The sequence below is a fragment of the Clostridium sp. C8-1-8 genome (assembly GCF_009928445.1).
GTDB lineage: Bacteria > Bacillota > Clostridia > Clostridiales > Clostridiaceae > Clostridium_AR.
The window spans coordinates 34,524-55,266 of sequence record NZ_JAABNO010000003.1 but is presented as its reverse complement, the minus strand read 5'-3'; the positions used below and the strand labels follow the sequence as shown (position 1 = coordinate 55,266).

Annotated in this window: 20 protein-coding genes; 10 read left to right on the top strand and 10 right to left on the bottom strand. The window is 31.9% G+C overall.

Annotated elements, in window-relative coordinates:
* Positions 1–48 precede the first annotated feature (48 nt).
* Genes fsa through GXK57_RS03995 form a run of 3 tightly spaced genes read left to right on the top strand, consistent with a single transcriptional unit; the run spans position 49 to position 3,749 of the window.
* Positions 49–693, top strand: coding sequence for a fructose-6-phosphate aldolase (gene fsa / locus GXK57_RS04005; protein ID WP_128214064.1), 645 nt, complete (start codon positions 49–51; stop codon positions 691–693).
* A gap of 16 nt (positions 694–709) precedes the next feature.
* Positions 710–2,689, top strand: a complete 1,980-nt coding sequence (tkt, locus tag GXK57_RS04000; RefSeq protein WP_160671813.1) for a transketolase — start codon at positions 710–712, stop codon at positions 2,687–2,689.
* A 16-nt stretch (positions 2,690–2,705) separates the two neighbouring features.
* Positions 2,706–3,749 (top strand): aldose epimerase family protein, encoded by a 1,044-nt coding sequence (locus GXK57_RS03995; protein ID WP_160671810.1) that lies wholly within the window; start codon positions 2,706–2,708, stop codon positions 3,747–3,749.
* A gap of 266 nt (positions 3,750–4,015) precedes the next feature.
* Here the strand turns inward: GXK57_RS03995 and GXK57_RS03990 are convergent, their stop codons facing one another.
* The 4 genes from GXK57_RS03990 to GXK57_RS26325 all read right to left on the bottom strand — a co-directional run bounded on the left by GXK57_RS03990 (position 4,016) and on the right by GXK57_RS26325 (position 5,368).
* A complete protein-coding gene (locus tag GXK57_RS03990; protein ID WP_160671808.1) occupies positions 4,016–4,576 on the bottom strand; it encodes a histidine phosphatase family protein in 561 nt (186 codons plus the stop codon).
* A 212-nt stretch (positions 4,577–4,788) separates the two neighbouring features.
* Entirely contained in the window at positions 4,789–4,932 is a 144-nt protein-coding gene (locus GXK57_RS03985) for a hypothetical protein (RefSeq protein WP_160671805.1), read from the bottom strand.
* 80 nt (positions 4,933–5,012) lie between these two features.
* A complete protein-coding gene (locus tag GXK57_RS03980; protein WP_160671802.1) occupies positions 5,013–5,153 on the bottom strand; it encodes a hypothetical protein in 141 nt (46 codons plus the stop codon).
* A gap of 74 nt (positions 5,154–5,227) precedes the next feature.
* The gene (locus GXK57_RS26325) at positions 5,228–5,368 is read right to left on the bottom strand and encodes a hypothetical protein (protein WP_164880573.1); all 141 of its coding nucleotides are present in this window, start codon (positions 5,366–5,368) and stop codon (positions 5,228–5,230) included.
* 469 nt (positions 5,369–5,837) lie between these two features.
* Here GXK57_RS26325 and GXK57_RS03975 point away from each other — a divergent pair, with 469 nt between their 5' ends.
* Both GXK57_RS03975 and GXK57_RS03970 read left to right on the top strand, forming a co-directional pair.
* Positions 5,838–6,914: a hypothetical protein gene (locus GXK57_RS03975; RefSeq protein ID WP_160671799.1), complete on the top strand. Its 1,077-nt coding sequence runs from the start codon at positions 5,838–5,840 to the stop codon at positions 6,912–6,914.
* Between the two features lie 231 nt (positions 6,915–7,145).
* Positions 7,146–7,724: a 2'-5' RNA ligase family protein gene (locus tag GXK57_RS03970; protein WP_160671796.1), complete on the top strand. Its 579-nt coding sequence runs from the start codon at positions 7,146–7,148 to the stop codon at positions 7,722–7,724.
* Positions 7,725–7,869: 145 nt separating this feature from the next.
* Here GXK57_RS03970 and GXK57_RS03965 read toward each other — a convergent pair whose 3' ends face one another.
* From GXK57_RS03965 to GXK57_RS03945, 5 genes are all read right to left on the bottom strand, one after another.
* The gene (locus GXK57_RS03965; RefSeq protein ID WP_160671760.1) at positions 7,870–9,318 is read right to left on the bottom strand and encodes an MDR family MFS transporter; all 1,449 of its coding nucleotides are present in this window, start codon (positions 9,316–9,318) and stop codon (positions 7,870–7,872) included.
* Between the two features lie 202 nt (positions 9,319–9,520).
* Complete coding sequence (locus GXK57_RS03960) at positions 9,521–10,297, bottom strand: DUF1295 domain-containing protein (protein ID WP_160671757.1); 777 nt, start codon at positions 10,295–10,297, stop codon at positions 9,521–9,523.
* A 30-nt stretch (positions 10,298–10,327) separates the two neighbouring features.
* Positions 10,328–12,118, bottom strand: a complete 1,791-nt coding sequence (locus GXK57_RS03955; protein ID WP_160671754.1) for a DegV family protein — start codon at positions 12,116–12,118, stop codon at positions 10,328–10,330.
* A 162-nt stretch (positions 12,119–12,280) separates the two neighbouring features.
* Positions 12,281–12,988, bottom strand: a complete 708-nt coding sequence (locus GXK57_RS03950) for an ABC transporter ATP-binding protein (protein ID WP_160671751.1) — start codon at positions 12,986–12,988, stop codon at positions 12,281–12,283.
* Positions 12,981–14,141, bottom strand: coding sequence for an ABC transporter permease (locus GXK57_RS03945; protein ID WP_160671749.1), 1,161 nt, complete (start codon positions 14,139–14,141; stop codon positions 12,981–12,983). The genes GXK57_RS03950 and GXK57_RS03945 overlap by 8 nt, the downstream gene beginning before the upstream one ends.
* Positions 14,142–14,305: 164 nt before the next feature.
* Here GXK57_RS03945 and GXK57_RS03940 point away from each other — a divergent pair, with 164 nt between their 5' ends.
* Positions 14,306–15,211 (top strand): cobalamin-dependent protein, encoded by a 906-nt coding sequence (locus GXK57_RS03940; protein ID WP_160671746.1) that lies wholly within the window; start codon positions 14,306–14,308, stop codon positions 15,209–15,211.
* A gap of 298 nt (positions 15,212–15,509) precedes the next feature.
* Positions 15,510–16,010 (top strand): GNAT family N-acetyltransferase, encoded by a 501-nt coding sequence (locus tag GXK57_RS03935; protein WP_160671743.1) that lies wholly within the window; start codon positions 15,510–15,512, stop codon positions 16,008–16,010.
* Positions 16,011–16,540: 530 nt separating this feature from the next.
* Here GXK57_RS03935 and GXK57_RS03930 read toward each other — a convergent pair.
* Complete coding sequence (locus GXK57_RS03930; RefSeq protein WP_160671740.1) at positions 16,541–17,029, bottom strand: MogA/MoaB family molybdenum cofactor biosynthesis protein; 489 nt, start codon at positions 17,027–17,029, stop codon at positions 16,541–16,543.
* A gap of 164 nt (positions 17,030–17,193) precedes the next feature.
* Between GXK57_RS03930 and GXK57_RS03925 the strand changes: the two genes are divergently transcribed.
* The 3 genes from GXK57_RS03925 to fdhF all read left to right on the top strand — a co-directional run bounded on the left by GXK57_RS03925 (position 17,194) and on the right by fdhF (position 20,743).
* A complete protein-coding gene (locus GXK57_RS03925; protein ID WP_160671737.1) occupies positions 17,194–17,631 on the top strand; it encodes a C-GCAxxG-C-C family protein in 438 nt (145 codons plus the stop codon).
* 342 nt (positions 17,632–17,973) lie between these two features.
* A complete protein-coding gene (locus GXK57_RS03920; protein WP_160671734.1) occupies positions 17,974–18,321 on the top strand; it encodes a Na-translocating system protein MpsC family protein in 348 nt (115 codons plus the stop codon).
* 283 nt (positions 18,322–18,604) lie between these two features.
* Positions 18,605–20,743 carry a formate dehydrogenase subunit alpha gene (gene fdhF / locus GXK57_RS03915; RefSeq protein WP_160671731.1) on the top strand — a complete coding sequence of 713 codons (2,139 nt, stop codon included), beginning with the start codon at positions 18,605–18,607 and terminating at the stop codon, positions 20,741–20,743.

Genomic DNA, 20,743 nt, shown 5'->3' with positions numbered 1-20,743 from the left:
GTAAAGTTAAAAATTGAATTTTATTGTATAATAATGAGGAGGATAATCATGAAATTATTTATTGATACTGCTAATGTTGATGAGATTAAAGAAGCTAATGAAATGGGAGTTATTTGTGGTGTAACTACTAACCCAAGCTTAATTGCAAAGGAAGGTAGAGACTTTAATGAAGTTATAAAAGAAATAACTTCAATAGTAGACGGACCAATAAGTGGTGAAGTTATAAGCCTTGAAAAAGATGGTATGGTTAAAGAAGGTAGAGAAATAGCTAAAATCCATCCAAATATGATAGTTAAAATACCTATGACTGCAGAAGGATTAAAAGCAACTAAGGTATTATCTAGCGAAGGTATAAAAACAAATGTAACTTTAATATTCACTCCAGGTCAAGCGCTACTAGCTGCTAGAGCAGGAGCTACTTATGTAAGTCCATTTTTAGGAAGATTAGATGATATAACTACAAATCCAATGGAGTTAATTGAATCTATAACTACAATATTTAATGTGCATAATATAAAGACAGAAATAATTGCTGCAAGCATAAGAAATCCTACACACATAATTGATTCTGCAAAAGCAGGAGCTCATATAGCTACAGTGCCTTTTAATGTTATAGCTCAAATGGTTAAACATCCATTAACAGATAGCGGTATAGAGAAATTCATGAAAGACTGGAAAGCTATATTTGGCTAAAAACGGAGGAGATATAATGAGTAAAAATATTGACAAGTTAACCGTAGACTCAATAAGACTACTTTCAGCTGAAGCTGTACAAAAAGCTAATTCTGGACACCCAGGTTTACCGATGGGAGCAGCTCCAATGGCTTATGCAATCTTTGATAAGGTTTTAAAGCACAGTCCTAAGAATCCTAAGTGGTTTGATAGAGACAGATTTGTATTATCAGCTGGTCATGGATCAATGCTTTTATACTCACTATTACATTTATATGGATATGGTCTTACAGTAGATGACCTAAAGAACTTTAGACAAAAGGATAGTAAGACACCAGGACATCCTGAGTATGGTCATACAGTAGGTGTTGAGATAACCACTGGACCTTTAGGTCAAGGTCAAGCAAATGCTGTTGGTATGGCTTTGGCTGAAAGCTACCTTGCTAAAAAGTTCAATAAACCTGGTTATGAAATAGTAAATCATTATACTTACGCTATATCAGGAGATGGAGACATGATGGAAGGTATTACTTCTGAAGGTGCTTCACTTGCTGGTACATTAGGTTTAGGAAAGCTAATAGTATTATATGATTCAAACAACATCTCTATAGAAGGAGATACTAGCATAGCATTTAGAGAAGATGTAGGCGCTAGATATGCTGCTTACGGATGGCAAGTATTAACTGTAGAAGATGGTAATGATGTTGATGCTATAACAAAGGCTTTAGAAGAGGCTAAGAAGGAAACTGAAAAGCCATCCTTGGTTATAGTTAAGACTGTAATAGGATATGGATCACCAAAAGCAGGTACTTCTTCAGTTCATGGAGAACCTTTAGGAGCTGAAAATATAAAGAAGGCTAAGGAATTCCTAGGCTGGAGCTATGAAGAAGAATTCCATGTTCCTCAAGAAGTTAGAGATCACTTATGTGAAACAATAGCTAAGGGAGCTAAAGCTGAAGAACAATGGAACAAACTTTTTGAAGATTACAAGAAAGAATACCCTGAACTAGCTAGTGAATGGGAGCTTTGGAACAGTGGAGAAGTTAAGGCAGATTTACTTTCAAACGAAGAGTACTGGAACTTTGAAGGTAAGCTTGCTACAAGAGTTTCATCTGAAAAAGTTATAAATAGACTTATGGATTTGGTACCTAACTTAATAGGAGGATCTGCAGATCTTGCTCCTTCAACTAAGACTTATATGAAGGGGAAGGGCGATTTCTCTAAGGAAGATAGAAGTGGTAGAAATCTTCACTTCGGTGTTAGAGAGCATGGTATGGCAGCTATAGCTAACGGTATTGCTGTTCATGGAGGACTTGTACCTTACGTTTCAACTTTCTTTGTATTTAGTGATTATATGAAGGCTTCAATGAGATTATCTGCTCTTATGAAGATTCCAGTTGTTTACGTACTAACTCATGATAGTATCGGAGTAGGTGAAGATGGACCAACTCATGAACCAATAGAGCAGTTAGCAGCACTTAGAAGTATACCAAATATGCATGTATTTAGACCAGCGGATTCAAAGGAAACTGCTGCTGCTTGGTTACATGCTTTAAAGAGAAAAGATGGGCCTACTTCAATAGTACTATCAAGACAAAATCTTCCTTTATACAATGAAAGCTCAACTGAAGCATTAAAGGGAGCTTATATATTGAAGGATAGTGAAAAAGAAATTCCAGATATGTTGCTTATGGCAACTGGTTCAGAAGTAGAACTAATATATGAAGCTCAAACAAAACTTAAAGAAGAAGGCATTGACGCAAGAGTAATTTCAATACCATCACTTGAAGTATTTGAAGCTCAAGGTGAGGAATATAAAGAAAAATTAATGCCAAAGGCAGTTAGGAAGAGAATTGCAGTTGAAGCAGCTTCATCTTTTGGATGGCATAAATATACTGGTTTAGATGGTAAAGTTATTTCTATAGATACTTTCGGAGCATCTGCACCTGGGGAGATACTATTCAAGGAATTTGGCTTTACAGTTGATAACGTAGTAAACACTGCTAAAGAACTTTAAGAAAAGAGGTAGGATGATGGGATACAGCTTTAAGACTATAGGCTCCTACGAAGGTAAGGATTTAATCGAATATAGCATAGAAAATAGAAATGGTGTAAGAGTTTCAGTTCTAAACTTAGGTGGAATAATTACTGGTATATTTACCCCAGATAAAAATGGTGAATTTAAGAATATAGTTCTAGGCTATGAAAATATTAATGATTACTTTGATAATGAAGCATATTATGGAGCAGTAATAGGCCGTTTTGCAGGTAGAATTTATACTGGTAAGATTGAAATAGATGGTAAGAATTATGAGCTTGAAACAAACCACTTAGGTGTAAATAACCTACATGGCGGAAGCTATGGTTATCATACAAAACTATGGAACGTATGCGGTTTTGAAGACAAGGACCAGGTTGGTCTTGCCTTAGAGTATACTTCTGTAGATGGAGAAGCTGGTTTTCCTGGAGAAGTAAAGTTAACTGTAAAATACATCTTAAATGATGAAAATGAGTTTTTCTTTACTATAGAAGGTGAAACTAACAAAGCTACTGTGCTTAATATCACAAACCACAGCTACTTCAACCTTAGTGGAAATGCTGAAAGAAACGCATTAAAGCACAAACTTAAGATAGAAGCTAGCAATTATCTAGAACTATCTGAAGATTTTGGAGCTACTGGTAAAGAGATAGAAGTAGCAGGTACACCTTTCGATTTTAGAGTTGAAAAGGAAATAGGAAAAGAAGTATTAGCAGATGATTATCAAATTAAAGCTGGTGGTGGATATGATCACCCATTTAAGTTTGATAATGAAATCGGCCTTGCAGAATTGAAAGATGAAGAGTCAGGTCGTGCTATGACAGTAACTACAAACAATCCGTATGTAGTTATATATACTACAAATTACCCTGTTGACAGAAAACTTTACAATGGTAACTTGCCAGAAAAGAGAATGGCTGTTTGTCTAGAGACACAAAATGCTCCAATAGGTTTTGATGGCTGTAACAAAGAGCAATCCTTATTAAATACTGGCGAAAAATATAGTCGTTGGACTAAATATAAGTTCTACACTATATAATATCTAATAACTCAGCATAGTGTCTGACTTATTATTAACTAATCCTCAATATTGCCCTCATTAAAGCGTTTTGCTTTAATCCATATAAATATTGAAGCCTACAGAGTTTTGCGATTTCTCTGTGGGCTTCTCATTTTTTGGTGAAGTGTTGTATCTATAGAAAAGTTACTTTATTATTATGAAGTTCCTATAGATGTACCACTTCGTAATAAAAATTATATTTTCGAACATGGATAACTTACACTTTCGTAATGCTATATGGAAGGTTATATTAAATATTCTTTTATATTAACAAGTTTGGTACCTTCAAATTCCATATAAACTATAAAAGGCATGATTCCTCTAATTCTAGCAAACTCTTTTCCATCAAAGTTTTTATCATAATAATTTATAATAGTAGAAAGTGCAGTACCATGAGTTCCTATTACAATTGTATCTTCAGGATACTCATTTAATAAGCTATGTAATGCTGCAATGTTTCTAGCTTGTACTTCGTTTAAACATTCTCCACTAGACAGTTTATAGTTGAAGTCTTGCCATTGGGTTTTAAAAAAGTTATCAAAATCCTCAATCCATACATCTTCGATTTTTCTTTCCTTAAAGTCCTCTATTTTGGTTATTTCTAAAGCTGATTTTTTGGAAAAATCTAATATTGTATCTACAGATCGCTTATATGGACTACTAAATATTTTAGTTATATTTTTATCACTTAAGAAATCACTAACTTTAATACTAGCTTTAAGACCATCCTCAGTAAGTGGTCTTAATCTGTCGTCTTTGATTGAATAATCTGGTTCTGCGTGTCTCACAAAATATATTTTACTCATAATACCTCCAAAGGAAAAATAAAATTTAACTACACAATTATATAAGAATTATACCAATATTAAATATAGATGTAAAATTTAGTATTTTAGAACCTGAATTAAATTGGTAACCTAGGGAGATTAATATATGAGGATTAAATGCAATTATAAAGACAGCTATATTGTCATAGCTGTCTTTATAATTGCATTAGTGTAAATTAATATATTAGCTTTTAATGTTCTGGAAGATGTCTTACTGGCATACTAGTGTTTTTATTATCTTCTGCATTCACTGGATTAGCTGCAGATTTATTATTTTTATTTCTATAATAAGATTTTTCACCGGTTCTATTATTTTTTCCTAGTTTTTGTGTCATAATAGTATACCCTATGTAAAACTTATAAAACTCTATAAAGAGTTTTGGTTTACATCCTTTCCTTTAAAATCTTTATATTATTATAAACATTCTTCTGGTTCTTTGATTGTTGGCTTTTTTGAATCTTTATTCCAAACTATTTTTACTGGCTCTGGGTTAAAATCTTTATCTTTTGAGTGGTGTTCTTTTTTAAATGCATTCAAGTTTCTTGCTTTTCTCATTGCTTAAAACACCTCCATTGCTTTACTTTAAATGTGGTATGTAAATTCTTTGAAAACTAAATTTTTTATAAAGTCTATCTTTGAGGTAATCCGCGTACAGGTTCTCTCATATCTTTATCTCCATTTGTATCTACTGGATTAGGTTCTGAATTCTTGTATTTGTTTAGGTAAGCTTTTTTATCGCCTAATTTATTTTTATCATTTATCTTTCCCATATTAAAATCACCTCCTTTTTTATTCTTTGATTATTTGCTTAAAGTATGCCTGTTAAGATATTGCAAAGAAGATAAGCTATTTATGTTATTAGGGAAAAGTTGTTAAAATATTAATTTTTAAATATTCCATATGTATTAAGATTTTGACTTTAGCTACTAAGCTATGAATAACTAAAGTTAATAGGTATATGATTTTCAAACCTGTATAGATTAAGTTAGTTATAAGCGCCCGATAATTCCCAAAAGCTGCGATTATCGAATAAGTAAAATCTAAGTTTTAGTAATGGAACTCTATAGGTAAAATATAAGGAAAAGCTATTTGGAGTTTTTTAACAGATTGATATCAAAGGATATGAATATATATGAAAACAATACAATGATAACAATTTCATGTGACAAAATAATACCTGATTTGACACTATTAGTGCGGTTGTATATAATGGGGATATATTACAAATTGGAGGTATTTATGGAAAACTCATACTTTAGTAAAATCAATAAAAAAAGATGGAGAATAAGATCAATTGGTGTAATCTTTTTTGTATTAATTATAGCATTATTAATTGCTACTGCTGTCTTTCAATATAAGGATTATTCTAATAAGGCAATAGTAATAAAAACTGTTGAAGATTATAATATTGCTGCTGCAACAGGAAAATATGTAAAGATAAATTCTAATGATGTTTATGATATGAATACAGTTATAAAGGTTACTAGAAGTAGATATGGTATAAAAACTAGTGAAAGTGTTAGTGAACATATTATAGCAGTGAGTGTAAGTAATAAATTGTTATGTATAAGTATATCAAATGATGAATATGATAAATTAGCTAAGAAGGAAAGCGATGTCTATAGTTTTCATGGAAAGTTAGAGAATTTTAAAGATAATGAATACAGCTTTATGAAAAGTCAATTGATTAAGGAAGGCGTTTCAGCTAGTAAAGCAGAAGGTGCAATTTATGGAGCTTACCTTAAGGATGCTACACCTTTAGAAGAGGTAACTGCTCCACTTATAGGAGTTGCAATTCTAGTATTTGCTTTATGTGTTATTTATATTCCAGTAGTAGTGAAAAATAAGAAAGCAATGAAAAGTATGAAGGTTTATGCAAATGGTAATTTAGATCAGTTGCTTAAAGAAGTGGATGAAGAAGTTAAGGAACCTAATGTTTATAAAAACGGTCCTGTAACAATTACAAGGAATTATATAATTGTGGATAGTCAGCAGATTGTCTTTGCTATGCCTATAAAAGAGCTTATGTGGACCTATAAAAAGACAATTCAAAATAAAGTCTATGGATTTATTCCAGCAGGGAAAAATAACTTTATAAACTTTGTATTTTCTGACGGAGAAGCCTACAGCGTTTCTGTTACTAGAAAGGCTAAAAGAATAGATGAAACACTAAACTTTATAGCACAGCTTAATCTAGGAACCTTTGTTGGGTACACTAATGATTTGAATAAGATGTTTAAGAAAAACAAGTCGGAATTCATTTATCAATGGAAAAAGTATGTTGAAGAGCTAAGAGAAAAGCAAGAAGCTAATTAGTTATATTATAAATAAATATTTATTAAAGTTTAATACTAAGGTGTGTATTCTAATTTTATTATTTCAATGCTTATGTTGTATTTGAATAATGTTGTTAATTAGAGTATGCATCTTTTTACATATAAATTAGACCATATACTCTTATTTAAACTGTAGAAGATAAATGATTAAGTTATTAAAGAAGATTAGCTAAGTAACTTTTTATAATGTTAATATGAAGGAGATGTTACTATGAGATATGTTATTGTATCTGTAATTAAGGGTGAAGCAGGGGCATTTAATAATAATTTAAGACAGGAATTATATAGTAAGTTTAAATCAAAGTCATCAAAACTACCAGCTCACTTCACAATAAAAGCACCTTTTGAATACGAGGGTAGTATTGCTGAGCTTGAAGAGAAGCTTTATGATTTTTGCAAGGAGCAAAAGGTAACTCCACTCAATATTGATGGATTTGATCATTTCGATAACAGAGTAGTATATATGAGTATGAAGCTAACTGAGGAAGGTAAGGAAGTGCATGATAACATAATAGATATCTTAGAGTCCTTCAACTACATAACCTTCAAAGAAAATGAGGGTAAAGAAAAGGCTTTCCACATAACTGTTGCTTCTAAAGACATAAAGCCTATATACCAGTATATATGGGAGCATGTATCGAAGATTCCTTGTGAGTTTAGGAGTTCCTTTGATAATGTTTGTATTTATAAGTGGGAAAATAATACCTGGGTACTTCATAAGGAATATACATTTAAGAATAATAGCAGTATAAAAGCAAAAGAAAGTACTGAGGATTATGTCTTAATGTAATTTACTATTAAGTTACCATATTGAAATTAAGTGCTTGGTAAACTTAACTTAATATAGTTTAGAACCCATGAATATATCTAAGTTGCCAATAATATATTCATGGGTTCTATTTTAAAAGTTTTTAGTTAATAAGAAAAATTAAAGTTTAATTTTCTTTTAGTTTGTTTGGAAGAGCAAAGGATAGTAGTAGGCAAGCTACTGAAAGAACTATCAATACAATAAATATATTTCTTATACCAGATATTTGAGAGTTTTTTATATTTGATATAGTAAATTTTAAACCTGCTTCAGCTTTAGAATACAAATTATTTGGATCTATATTTTGTACTCCTATCTTGTTAAAATAATTTATTATGCTTAAGTTAAACATACTTCCAAAGATACTTACTCCTATTGTCTGACCTAAAGTACGGAGTAAAGTATTTGATGCAGTTGCGGCACCACGCATATTAAAATCTACAGAGCTTTGAATTATGATGGTAATAATAGTGAAGATACCTCCAAAACCAATACCTAAAATAAAAGTATAAAGCATAGACAAAACTAATGGTGAATTTATGCCTAGGGTCGCTAACAATATAGTTCCTACTATTAAAATAATAAATGAAAAGATAGTAACATTTCTTTCACCATACTTAGTCAATGCTTTACCCAAGATTACAGCTGCTATAAGCCAAGAGATAGACATCGGCGCTAAAGATAAACCAGATATAGTAGCACTTTTGCCTAATATGTTCTGAATATATATTGGCATATATACATCTGAACCTATAAGTACAGCTGAAGCTAAGAAACCTATGAGATTAGTAATAGTGTTTGTCTTTGTAAATATCTCAAAAGGTATAATAGGTTCTTGTGCCTTCTGTTCAACCTTATAAAATGCAAAGAACATAACAATTGAAAGTATGAAGAAAATAACAACACTTGTAGAAAGGAAACTACTAGTTCTTTCTGCTGCCATGATGCTAAGTAATATGAATAATATTGCTACTGAAAGAAGCATAGTACCCAGAAAATCTATCTTATGCTTTGTCTTCTCAAAAGCTTCCTTAAGATTCTTTTGAAGTAATATTATGCACAGTATTCCAAAGGGTAGATTTATAAAGAATATCCAATTCCAACTTAAATAATCTATAAAAAAACCACCAAGAAAAGGACCAACTAAACTTGCAATTCCCCAAACTGAACTAAGCCAACCTTGCACCTTAGCTCTTTCTGCTAATGTAAATACATCACCTACTATAGTGTAGCTTATGGTAAATATCCCTCCAGCACCAAGTCCTTGAAGTGCTCTAAAGAATATAAGCTCGTACATGTTATGAGAAAATCCACATAAGAAGCTCCCAATTAAAAATATAGTTATGGCTATTGAAAGCATAAGCTTTCTTCCATATAAGTCTGACAATTTACCGTAAATAGGCGTTGAGATAGCTGAAGTAAGCATATAAGCAGAAAATACCCAACTTATAAGTTCAAAGCCATTTAAGCTTTTTACTATTGATGGAACTGCAGTAGTTACCACTGTTCCTTCTACAGCTCCTAAAAACATTGCTACCATTAGCGCTACTATTATGCTGTTTTTTCGTGAATCCACTAAGAAACCACTCCTTCTTTATAATGTCTATATCATTTTAGCACAATTTAGAGGAGAATGATTGGCTATAGATAGATTTTATTTTGATAATGTAAATAAGTACCACTTCAATCTGAAAGCTATTTTCAAAACTACTCTGGATTCTCAGTGGAGAGTTGAAAAATGAAGCTTTTAGTATGAAGTGGTACTTCTATATTTGAAGTTATTTCTTCTTAGGCAAACCTGGTATAAACTTGTTGGTTATTTTAGCATATTCAATAAATTCTCTATTATCCTTATATTTCTTCTCAAGAAGTGGTACTCCAGATACAAATAACAAAAGCAAAGTCATAATTGTAGGGCTTATAATAATTAACAGATTTAAACTACTTGAAAGAGCTATTAATAATATTCCCCACCACATGGTTGCTTCTCCAAAGTAGTTTGGATGTCTTGTATATTTCCATAAACCATACTTCATTATTTTTCCTTTGTTTTTTGGATCTGATTTGAATTTTCTAAGTTGATAGTCACCTAGTGCTTCGAATAAGAAACCAATAATCCAAACTGCTAAACCTAAATAATCTAGTAGTTTTAACTCTGTATTTACATTACCGTTAACTAGTAATATTGGCTGAGCTATTATATATAGAAGTACGCCCTGTAATACATATACATTTAAAAAGGCTTTTAGTCTTGGAAGGGTAGTTCCCCATCTTTTTCTCATATTTACATATCTATAATCTTCACCTTTCCCTATATTTCTTTTACCTATATATAAGGAAAGTCTAACACCCCATATTGTAATGAGACAGGTTAGTAAAGTGCTTCTTAATGACATATCGCTTTTAATAAAGTAAGTTGATATAGCTACTATAACAAAACCAAGTCCCCAGGCTATGTCAACTATTGAGTTATTGTTTACAATTTGTCCTATAACAAAGAATATGACAAAATAACATAGTAGTATTAATGCACTAAAAATATATATTGAATCCATAGTATCCTCCTTTATTAGTTATTAAAATTTTTATTTACTTATAAATGCTATTGCTACAGACCCTCGTCCTGCACTCATAGCAACTACTGTAGAAACTGGCATTATAAATAGTGGATCTTTACCTATTAAGGTCTTTAGATTTTCTTTTAGCTCAAGTGCTTTATCTATAGCATCTCCATGGACAATGACATAGTCTTCTATTTTACTTTTTGCAAGTTGCTCTTTTATTAGGGCTAACAGTTTCTTCTTGCTTCCCTTAGAGCTGAAGGACTGTCCAAAGGCAATGCCTTTTCCACTATTATCAAGTGAAACAATTGGCTTTATATTAACTATTTTGCTTAACCATCCAGCTAAGGGCTTCACTCTTCCTCCTCTTACCATGTATTTGAGGGTGTTCACATTTACGTATATTTTAGTTTTGTAAATGTATGAATTTATTGCTTCTACAACTTGTTCATGAGATTTGCTTAAAGCAATTTCCTCTGCTGCTTTTAGAACTAATAAACCTTGGGCACCAGAGTTAAGCCTGGAGTTTATTACAGATATTTTTTTACCTTGTTTACTTAAAGCTTCTGCAGCCTTATTTACTACATTAAAAGTTCCGCTAAGCTCTTTTGATACCATTATGGCTATTATTGAGTCATAGTGGGTGGAGAGAAAGGAAAGAGTGGCTTCTACATTCTTAATTGAAGGTTGAGAAGAAGTAGGGTATTCTTTTAAGGTTTCCTCAATTTTGAAAAAACTATCTGAATCAATGGTTAATCTATCTAAATAAATACTATCCTCAAATAAAATGCTTATAGGAATAACAGTTATCTGATATTTATCAATTAGATTCTTTGGGATATCAGCTATAGAATCAGTGACTAATGCAATGTTATATTTTTTATTAGCTAATATATTATTTTGCTGTTGCATATCATCTATTTTTTGCTCTAATATCTTTCCATAATCCCTTAGTTTAAGAAAAAGCTCTGCAGGCTTATTTGTATGAATATGAATCTTAATTTTATTAGGGTTACCTGCAACTATAAGTGAATCACCAAAAGAGGTCAAATCATTCTTCATAGAGTTTATATCTATATCTGAAGGCTTTAGTATAGCCTCGGTGCAATACCTATGCTTTATATCCTGAAGCGTATGATGAGTAGATGACAACTCATCTGTAGCAGTAATTTCCTCCTTAGCAATTTCATAATCTTCTATCTCTTCGTTTACTATATATTTAGAAAAACCTTCGATAAAGTGAAGAAAGCCTTTAGCCCCAGAATCTACTAAAGATGTATCTCTAAGTGCCGATAACTGGCTATTTGTATTAGTCAATGCAGTCTTTGCTATTTGAAGAGATTTATATAATATATCTTCAAGACTAGTATATAACGATTCTGTTTCTTTTAAAGCAGTGGACCATGCTTTCATAACTGATAATATAGTTCCTTCCACAGGTTCCATAACTGATTTATAAGCATATATCACAGCAGAATTAGCACATTGGGACAATGTTTTAGAGGATAGAATATCAACATTTCCTACTGAGTCTGCCATCCCACATATATATTGAGCAAAAATTGAACCGGAATTTCCTCTTGCACCGCTTATAGCACCATCAGCAAGTGATCTTAAGGTTTCTGAGGCAGAAGCTGATGGAGTAGAGTACCTTACCATATAATCTAGAGTATTTTTTAAGTTGGTTCCGGTATCTCCATCTGCAACTGGGAATACATTGATTTTATTTAAATTATCTTTTTCTTTTGATACTTCATTTGCACCTGACAAGAAGGCAAAGTAAAGTTTATTTCCATCTATTACATTAGAGTCCATATTATATCTCCTGATTAAATTGCTTTTATGATCGATGAAGGAGATACCAGCATTTAATTGGTTTTTATATTTTTGTATAATGTATAACTAAGTAAGCTAAACAAGAGGCTTGCTGATATCGTCCCTTAGCAAATTTAGAAAAATTTACTTTACTAGTATACTTTAAAGGCCAATTGCAAGATTTTCCTTTGATGTATCCATGGTGATTTTTCCGTCTTTAATTTCAATAATTCTATCTGCCTTTTCAGCAATTCTGTTATCGTGAGTAATAACTATAAAAGTGGTTTTCATTTTTTCATTTATGTCTCTTAAAAGTTTATAAATATTTTCAGTAGATTCCGAATCTAAGTTACCAGTAGGCTCGTCAGCTAAAATTATCTTTGGATTGTTGATTAAAGCTCTTGCAATAGCAGTTCTTTGCTGTTGACCACCAGACATATTAGTGGCTAAGTTATTTTTCACTTTGGTTAAACCAACTAAGTCTAATAGTTCATCAGCTCTTTTGATTATTTCCTTAGATGGTTTAGAATTGCCTATCATATAAGGCATTAGCACATTTTCTAATGCTGTAAATTCAGGAAGTAGGTAATGAAATTGGAATATGAAGCCTATAGTCTGATTGCGAAGCTCTGCAAGCTGATTCTTTTTCATCTTATCAGTTCTAATTCCATTTATATAAATCTCACCGCTTGATGGTTTATCTAAAGTTCCCATTATATTTAGTAAAGTACTCTTACCACTGCCAGAAGCACCAATTATGGAATTGAAGGTACCTTCTTCAAAGGAGAGACTGATATCATTTAAAACTTGAGTTTTAATTACTGAACCATACACTTTATCAATATTTTTTAATTCTATTACATTATGCATTTCTTATCACCTCTATTGGATTTAATTTTGATGAACCTCTAGCTGGTATTAGCGCAGCTATTGTAGAAGCTAAAAGTGCTACTAAGGCTGATAGACCTATAAATTTATAGTTTATATAAAGATCAACTAAAGGAGTTCCATCTGGGTTCTTCACGAAAGTTGAGAAGGAGAAACTAAGTCCAAGTCCTAAAGCTACTCCGATTACTGTTCCCATGATTCCAAGTAAGAAACCTTCAAACAAGAAGATCAAGCTAGATTGTCTATCCTTTATTCCCATAGCCTTAAGAATTCCTATTTGCTTAGATTTTTGTACAACTGTAACCATCAGTACACTAGCTATACCTAAAACTACTGATATCATTACAAATACTTGAATCATGTAACTTGAAGCACTTTGACCGTTTAATCCACTAAGCAAGGAAGCATTTTGAGCTTTCCAGTTATCTACTTTTACAGCATCGCTATTGATATTTGCAGAAACTTTTGAAGCAATTTCGTCAGCCTTGAATACGTCAGTTACTTGCATTTCTATGCCAGTTATCTTATCTCCTGTTGAAAAAAGTTCTTTAACTGTGTCAAAATCAGTTACTAACCAAGATTTATTAATAGTAGCCACCTTTAAATCATAAAATCCAGTTATAGTTAGACTTTGAATTTTACCAGAGTTTGTTATTATATCTATTTTGTCATTTAATTTTAAGTTAAGTTCTTCTTTTAAGTCCTTTCCCATAAGGGTTTCAAATTTATTTTCAGGGGCTTTGCCTTCATATATACTACTTTTTAAGTTATAAATCTTATCTGAATCCTGTATATTCATACCTCTTAGTAATACAGAATAGGTTTTGCTGTCATTCTTTATTAGTGCAGGTCCGTCTGAGACCATAGAAACGTTTTTTATTCTCTCATCGGAATTTTTTACTTTATCTAATATTTCACTGTAGTTATCTATAAGTTTGTCAGAAGAGGTTGAGCTCACAGTTATCTGTGAAGAGCTTCCTATTGTCTTGTTTACCAAACTTTTTTGTAATCCTTGTATTAATGAACCTATAAATATTTGAACTGATACACCAACTGCAATTCCTAATGCTATTAAAGCAGTTTGCCCTTTGGTAGATTTTAAAAATCTCGCTGCGATTTTAAATGATAATTTCACCTTAAATTACCTCCATTACTATTTTTATTATATAACTTGTATTACTTGATAATAACTATTAATTAATTTATAATATAATCATATACCACAAAATGAAATAAATCAATATAGAATATATAAAAATATCACAAAGTGTGTTAAAATTTCTTTAAGAGGTGAAGATTATGGATAAAACTATTTCGGTAAATATAAAGAACTTAAGAAAAAGAGATAAATTTACTCAAAAACAGCTTTCAGAACTTTTGGGGGTAGCGCAAACTACCATAGCTAATTATGAAAATGCAATTAGAGTGCCAGACGCTGAGATGCTTCAGAAACTAGCAGAGGTGTTTAAAGTAAGCTTAGATTATTTGCTTGGAAGAGGAGATAAAGACTTTGATACTTTAGAGGAAGCTGAAAGTACAATTGATGATGAAGAATTATTTGAAGATAAAGAAAAGTTATTTATGATCTATCTTAATTATTTATTAGAGGGAAACAGTAAAGCAGCTAGAGATTTAATTATTAATATATATGAAAAAGGACTTCCTATGGGATTTATATATTTTGGTATCTTTGAAAAGGCTCTAAAGGAAGTAGGCAATCTATGGGAAGCTGGAAAAATAGATATATGGCAAGAACACTTCATATCTGAAGTAACTATGGACTCCATGAGAGAAATAAAGGCAAGAGAAAAAAGAAAGAAGAATAGAGTATGCTCAGTGATAGGGGTAACTGCAGGACCGGAACTGCACAATATTGGTCTTAAAATGGTTTTAGACATGCTAGAGATGGAAGGATGGAATACAGTTTATCTGGGATCTAATGTACCAGTTCAAAGTTTAGTAAAAGCTGTGGCTACAGAAAAACCTGATCTTGTAGCAATATCAGTTACAATGGATTACCATATTGACTCAGCTAAATATATGATAGAAGCCATAAAAGAAAACTTTAAAGAAAATCCTCCAAAGATAGTCATAGGAGGCGGGGCTTTCAAGAATAATCCTGAGTTATGGAAGACTACTGGTGCGGATAAGTTCTCATCAAATACGGAAGATATGCTTGAGTTAATGGGAAGAAAATATGAATAACCTATTCATAAAAACACTTATACCTTTTATGAGATATCTGTTTTTAGTTTTAATTTATTTTGTGAAGGAAGAACTTAAAAATATAAGTTATTGTCAAGCGACAGATTCAAATATTACCATGATAGTGTACTAGTTGCATTATTATGGTAATATTTATTTATACAGATTTTTAGCTAGAGATTAATCTTTCTGGCAGGATTCTATTTTTAAAAATCTTCTAGGTTATGAGAGGATTACTTTAAAATATAAATTTTAGTATGAAGTGGCACGTCTATATTTAGTTAATGAGGTGATGAACATGGATATTAGTTCTGAAAAGCAACCGGATATATTACTCATAGATAAAGAGCTAAGACTTAGAAAATTTGATTGGATCTATGATTTTGCTTTGGAATGGTATATGGATAGAGAAACCTTAGATATGGTAGATGGTAAAAACTCTAGTATTTATGACTTGGAAAAATTGAAAAGGATGTATACATTTCTAAATAATAAAGGAGAATTATATTTTATTGAGGCGAAGGTGGAAGATAAATTCCTTCCTATAGGAGATGTTACTTTTTCTAGCAAGGATATGCCCATAGTGATTGGTGATAAGAGCTATAGAGGAAAGGGTATAGGGCTAAAAGTGATAAAAGCCTTGATTGAAAGAGCTAGATACTTAGAGTTTACTAGCTTACAGGTCAATGAAATCTATAGCTATAATACTAGCTCCAAGAAAATGTTTGAAAAAGCTGGTTTTAAAGTATATGAAAGAAGAGAACATGGCTTTAGTTATATATTGTACTTATATACTTAGATATAATAAAAAGTATAAATCATGGTGCTTTTCGTAATTAATTAGTTAAGCAACCGCTACATTAGCTTTGATGATGGATTCCTACAGGGAAGAAAGAAAAAAATATAACTTCTTATCTTCTTAAGAAGTTATAAACATATATTTATAAAATCATATAAATATATAGTGTTTATGCGGGTTTTCATGAGAATCTTAAAAAATAACTAGGAAGTTTACATATAAAAATTGAATATTTATTTATATAATTTATCGTAAAAATTCCTTTGAGTTCTGAGAGGAGAATTTGAAAATAAAGTTTTACTAAGAAGTATAGCTCTAGGTATCTTTTATGAAAACTTATTTTATACATATCCGATAATACAGGCTTCTGAAGATTAGATGATCCCGGTTTTTGGGGATAGGATGATCCCGGCTTCTGGGGATCATCTGTTATAAATTAATAGTTTAGTTGGATAAATGTCTTTAAAGTATCTGCTGAATGAAAGGATAATTTCGATATAGTGCTTTAACATAGGTAAAATAGTATAAGTTTATCTTGCGCATTCAGAAGCTTCACCAGTAAGAATTTGAATTCCATGAGGAACTGCAGGAAGTATAACTTCTAAATTTTCTACAGCACCTTTTGGGCTTCCAGGCAAATTAACAATTAGCGAGTACTTTCTTATTCCGCACACAGCCCTAGAAAGCATTGCCTTGGAAGTTATTTTTAAAGAAGCTGCTCTCATTGCCTCAGCTATCCCTGGAACTTGCTTCTCTATAACTTGTAAGGTAGCTTCTGGGGTAACATCTCTCTGGGAAAATCCAGTTCCACCATTAGTTAAAATAAAATTTATGTTCATTTCATCACTTAAATAAATAAGCTCTTTTTTTATTATTTCAATTTCATCTGGTATTACCTTGTAGTATTCTATAGAATATGTATTTTCATCAAGCAAGGCTTTTATGGCTTGACCAGTGGTATCTATTCTTTCATTTCTTGAGCCTTTATCACTTATGGTTAATATAGCTGTTTTTATCATTTTCGTTCACTCCTTTAAAACTCCTTAAATTATACTACATTGATTGTTTTTGTAAAGATGTTTAAGTGTAGGTGTATATGTAGGTAGTTTGGCATGGTATAATATGGATAATGGTTTAGAGTATTGTATAAAATATATTTTTAAGAAGGAGATTTATAGATAGAATGAGCTTTTATGAGGATAATGCCATAGAATATTTTAGAAGTAACTTTAATTGTGCACAAGCGGTACTTGTTGCTTTTTCAGAGAAATATCATATGGATAAAGAAACTGCTCTTAAGATTTCAAGTGGATTAGGTGCAGGTTTTAGATCCGGTGAGATATGTGGTGCTGTATCAGGAGCAGTACTTGTCATTGGACTAAGGTATGGGCAAAGTAATAGTTTAGATATGGAGTCTAAGCACAACTGCTATATGAAAACTGAAGAGTTTATTAGAATTTTTCGAGAAAGATATAATGGAATCCAATGCAGAGAATTATTAGGGTGTGATTTATCAACCAAAGAAGGTAGAGAAAAGGCTGAGAAGGAAGAGCTTTTTAAAAATATCTGTGAAGACAATGTGAGAAATGCTGTGAAACTTCTGGAGGAACTGGGGTATTAAGTTGTCTATATTTAAAACTGGATTATTCAATAGTTCAATTCTTAAAATTTTTAAAGTAAACTAAAGATTTTATATATTTCCTTTAAGTATAATTATGTTTCGAAATAGATAGTTTTGATAATAAACTGTTTTTACAAAACTTACAATGATTAATATGAAAAAATAAAGGATATAAAGCAACAAGAAGAATAGCATATCTCTTTCGACATATTGTGATTATTTTGGACGAAATAATTACAGAAGCAGTATTATGTGAAGGGGGACAAGTTGACTGGAATTTATAAAGGTAGTAAAATTATCTTTGTATGAATATTATCAATTGATATAGATAGAGGTGCTTAAATGTGTGCCACTAATGTGGGTTTACAAGAAGATGTTAAAAAATTAGCTGTAAAGATTATAAAGCATTATAGAGGAAAAGGACCAGAGTATGTGAAGGTAAGAATTCTTGATACCGATACGATAGTGGTAGACATAAAAGGGATATTATCTAATTTATCTGAGATTTTAGTTAATGAGGGAGCCATAAATTTAGTTAAAAGCTATTGGGAGATAATGAAGCCTCATTTGGAAAAAAGCTTTATAGATGAAGCTAGAGAGCTATTTAAAAGAGATTTTAACTATAGCTGGAAAGTGCTTAACCTAGAGAATGAAAATAGGACTGTAGTAATAACAATAAATTTGATATAACATGGTTAGATTAGAAAGAAAGATATTTTGACTTTGGTAAAACTCATCTTAGCTTTTAGATAAACCAGTACTAACTTGTGGCTACTAGCTTCAGGTCTTGTACTGGTTTTTATTTTTGGCTATGTTTAATAATATTGTTGAAATTAAGTGGTCATGAAGGAGATGCTATATGAGCGAGCAGTTAGAATTAAATGATTTTTTCAGATGGAATGCCTTTAAAAATCACTGAAGAAGGTCGCTTCAGAGAATTTTTAAATAAATATTAAGAGGAGTGTAGATTACTATGGAAGAGAAAGTTTTAACGGTATGCCCGTATTGTGGCAGTGGCTGTCAACTATATTTAGTTGTTAAAGATGGGGAAATAGTTAGAGCCGAAGCTGCTAATGGAGACAATAATGAAGGTAATTTATGTTTAAAGGGACTTTATGGATGGGATTTCTTAAATGATCCAAAGCTATTAACTTCAAGATTAAATAAGCCTATGATCAGAAAAGATGGAATATTAGAAGAGGTTTCTTGGGATGAAGCTATAAGATTTACTGCTGATAATCTTATGAGAATTAAGGAAAAGTATGGGCCAGATGCAATAATGGGTACTGGTTCTGCAAGAGGTCCAGGAAATGAAGCTAATTATGTAATGCAGAAGTTCATGAGAGCAGCAGTTGGCACTAATAACATTGACCACTGTGCAAGAGTTTGTCACGGACCATCTGTAGCTGGACTTAGATATTCATTAGGAGATGGAGCCATGTCCAACTCAATTCCTGAGATTGAGAATACAGATGTAGTATTCATATTTGGATATAATCCTGCTGAAACTCATCCTATAGTGGCTAGAAGAATTATTAAAGCCAAAGAAAAAGGAGCAAAGATCATAGTAACAGATCCAAGGAAGACAGAGGTGGCAAGAATCTCTGACTTGTGGCTTCCTATTAAAGGTGGCACAAATATGGCCTTAGTAAATGCCTTTGGAAATGTACTTATAAGTGAGAATTTATACAATAAGGAATATGTTGAAAGATATGTTGAAGGTTTTAAGGAATATAAGGCTTCTGTAGAAAAATATACACCAGAATACGCCGAAACAATAACTGGTGTAAAAGCTGATCATATAAGAAAAGCTATGAGAGAGTATGCAAAGGCTAAGAATGCAACAATTCTTTATGGTATGGGAGTCTGCCAATTTTCCCAGGCGGTAGATGTGGTAAAGGGCTTAGCTTCGTTGGCACTATTAACTGGAAATTTTGCTAGACCTAGCGTTGGGATTGGACCAGTTAGAGGACAAAATAATGTTCAAGGAACCTGTGATATGGGTGTGCTTCCTAATGTTTTTCCAGGGTATCAAGAAGTTACTGATAAGAAGGTTAGAGACAAGTTTGAAAAAGCCTGGGGAGTAAGTCTTCCAAAGGAAGTTGGATATCATTTGACAGAGATACCTCATTTAGTGTTGCAGGAGGATAAAGTAAAAGCCTATTATATATTTGGAGAAGATCCAGTGCAAAGTGATCCTAATGCTTCAGAACTAAGAGAAGCTTTAGACAAGATAGAATTTGTTATAGTACAGGATATATTTATGAATAAAACTGCTTTACATGCAGATGTTGTACTTCCTGCAACTTCATGGGGAGAGCATGATGGAGTTTACTCCTCAGCTGACCGTGGCTTCCAGAGAATAAGAAAAGCTATAGAGCCAAAAGGGGATGTGAAGACTGATTGGCAGATAATATCTATGATATCTACAGCTATGGGATATCCAATGAGTTATAATAATACTGAAGAGATTTGGGATGAAATGAGGTCTTTATGTCCTAAGTTTGCTGGAGCTAGCTATAAAAAGATGGAAGAGCAAGGTATAGTAAGATGGCCATGCACTACAGAAGATCATAAAGGAACTTCTTACTTATATGAAAATAATGTTTTCTCAACTGCAAATGGGAAAGGTAAATTGTTTGCTTGTGCTTGGAGAGCTCCATTAGAAAAGACTGATAAGGAATATCCACTTACACTTTCAACAGTAAGAGAAGTTGGACACTATTCCGTAAGAACAATGACTGGAAATTGTCGTGCTCTTCAAAATCTAGCTGATGAGCCTGGATTTATACAAATTAGCGTAGAAGATGCTAAAGAGCTAGGAATAAACAATGGAGATTTAGTTAAGGTAACTTCTAGAAGAGGCTCAGTAATGTCTAGAGCAGATGTTACTGAAAGGGTTAAAAAGGGAGCAACCTTTATGACTTATCAATGGTGGATAGGTGCTTGTAATGAGCTTACCATAGATGCTTTAGATCCTATCTCTAAGACTCCAGAGTTTAAATATTGTGCAATAAAAGTGGATAAAATAGAAGATCAAAAACAAGCTGAAAAGAATTTGATAGATGAATACAATGCTTTAAGAGAGAAGATGTTAGTATTCAAGAGTTAA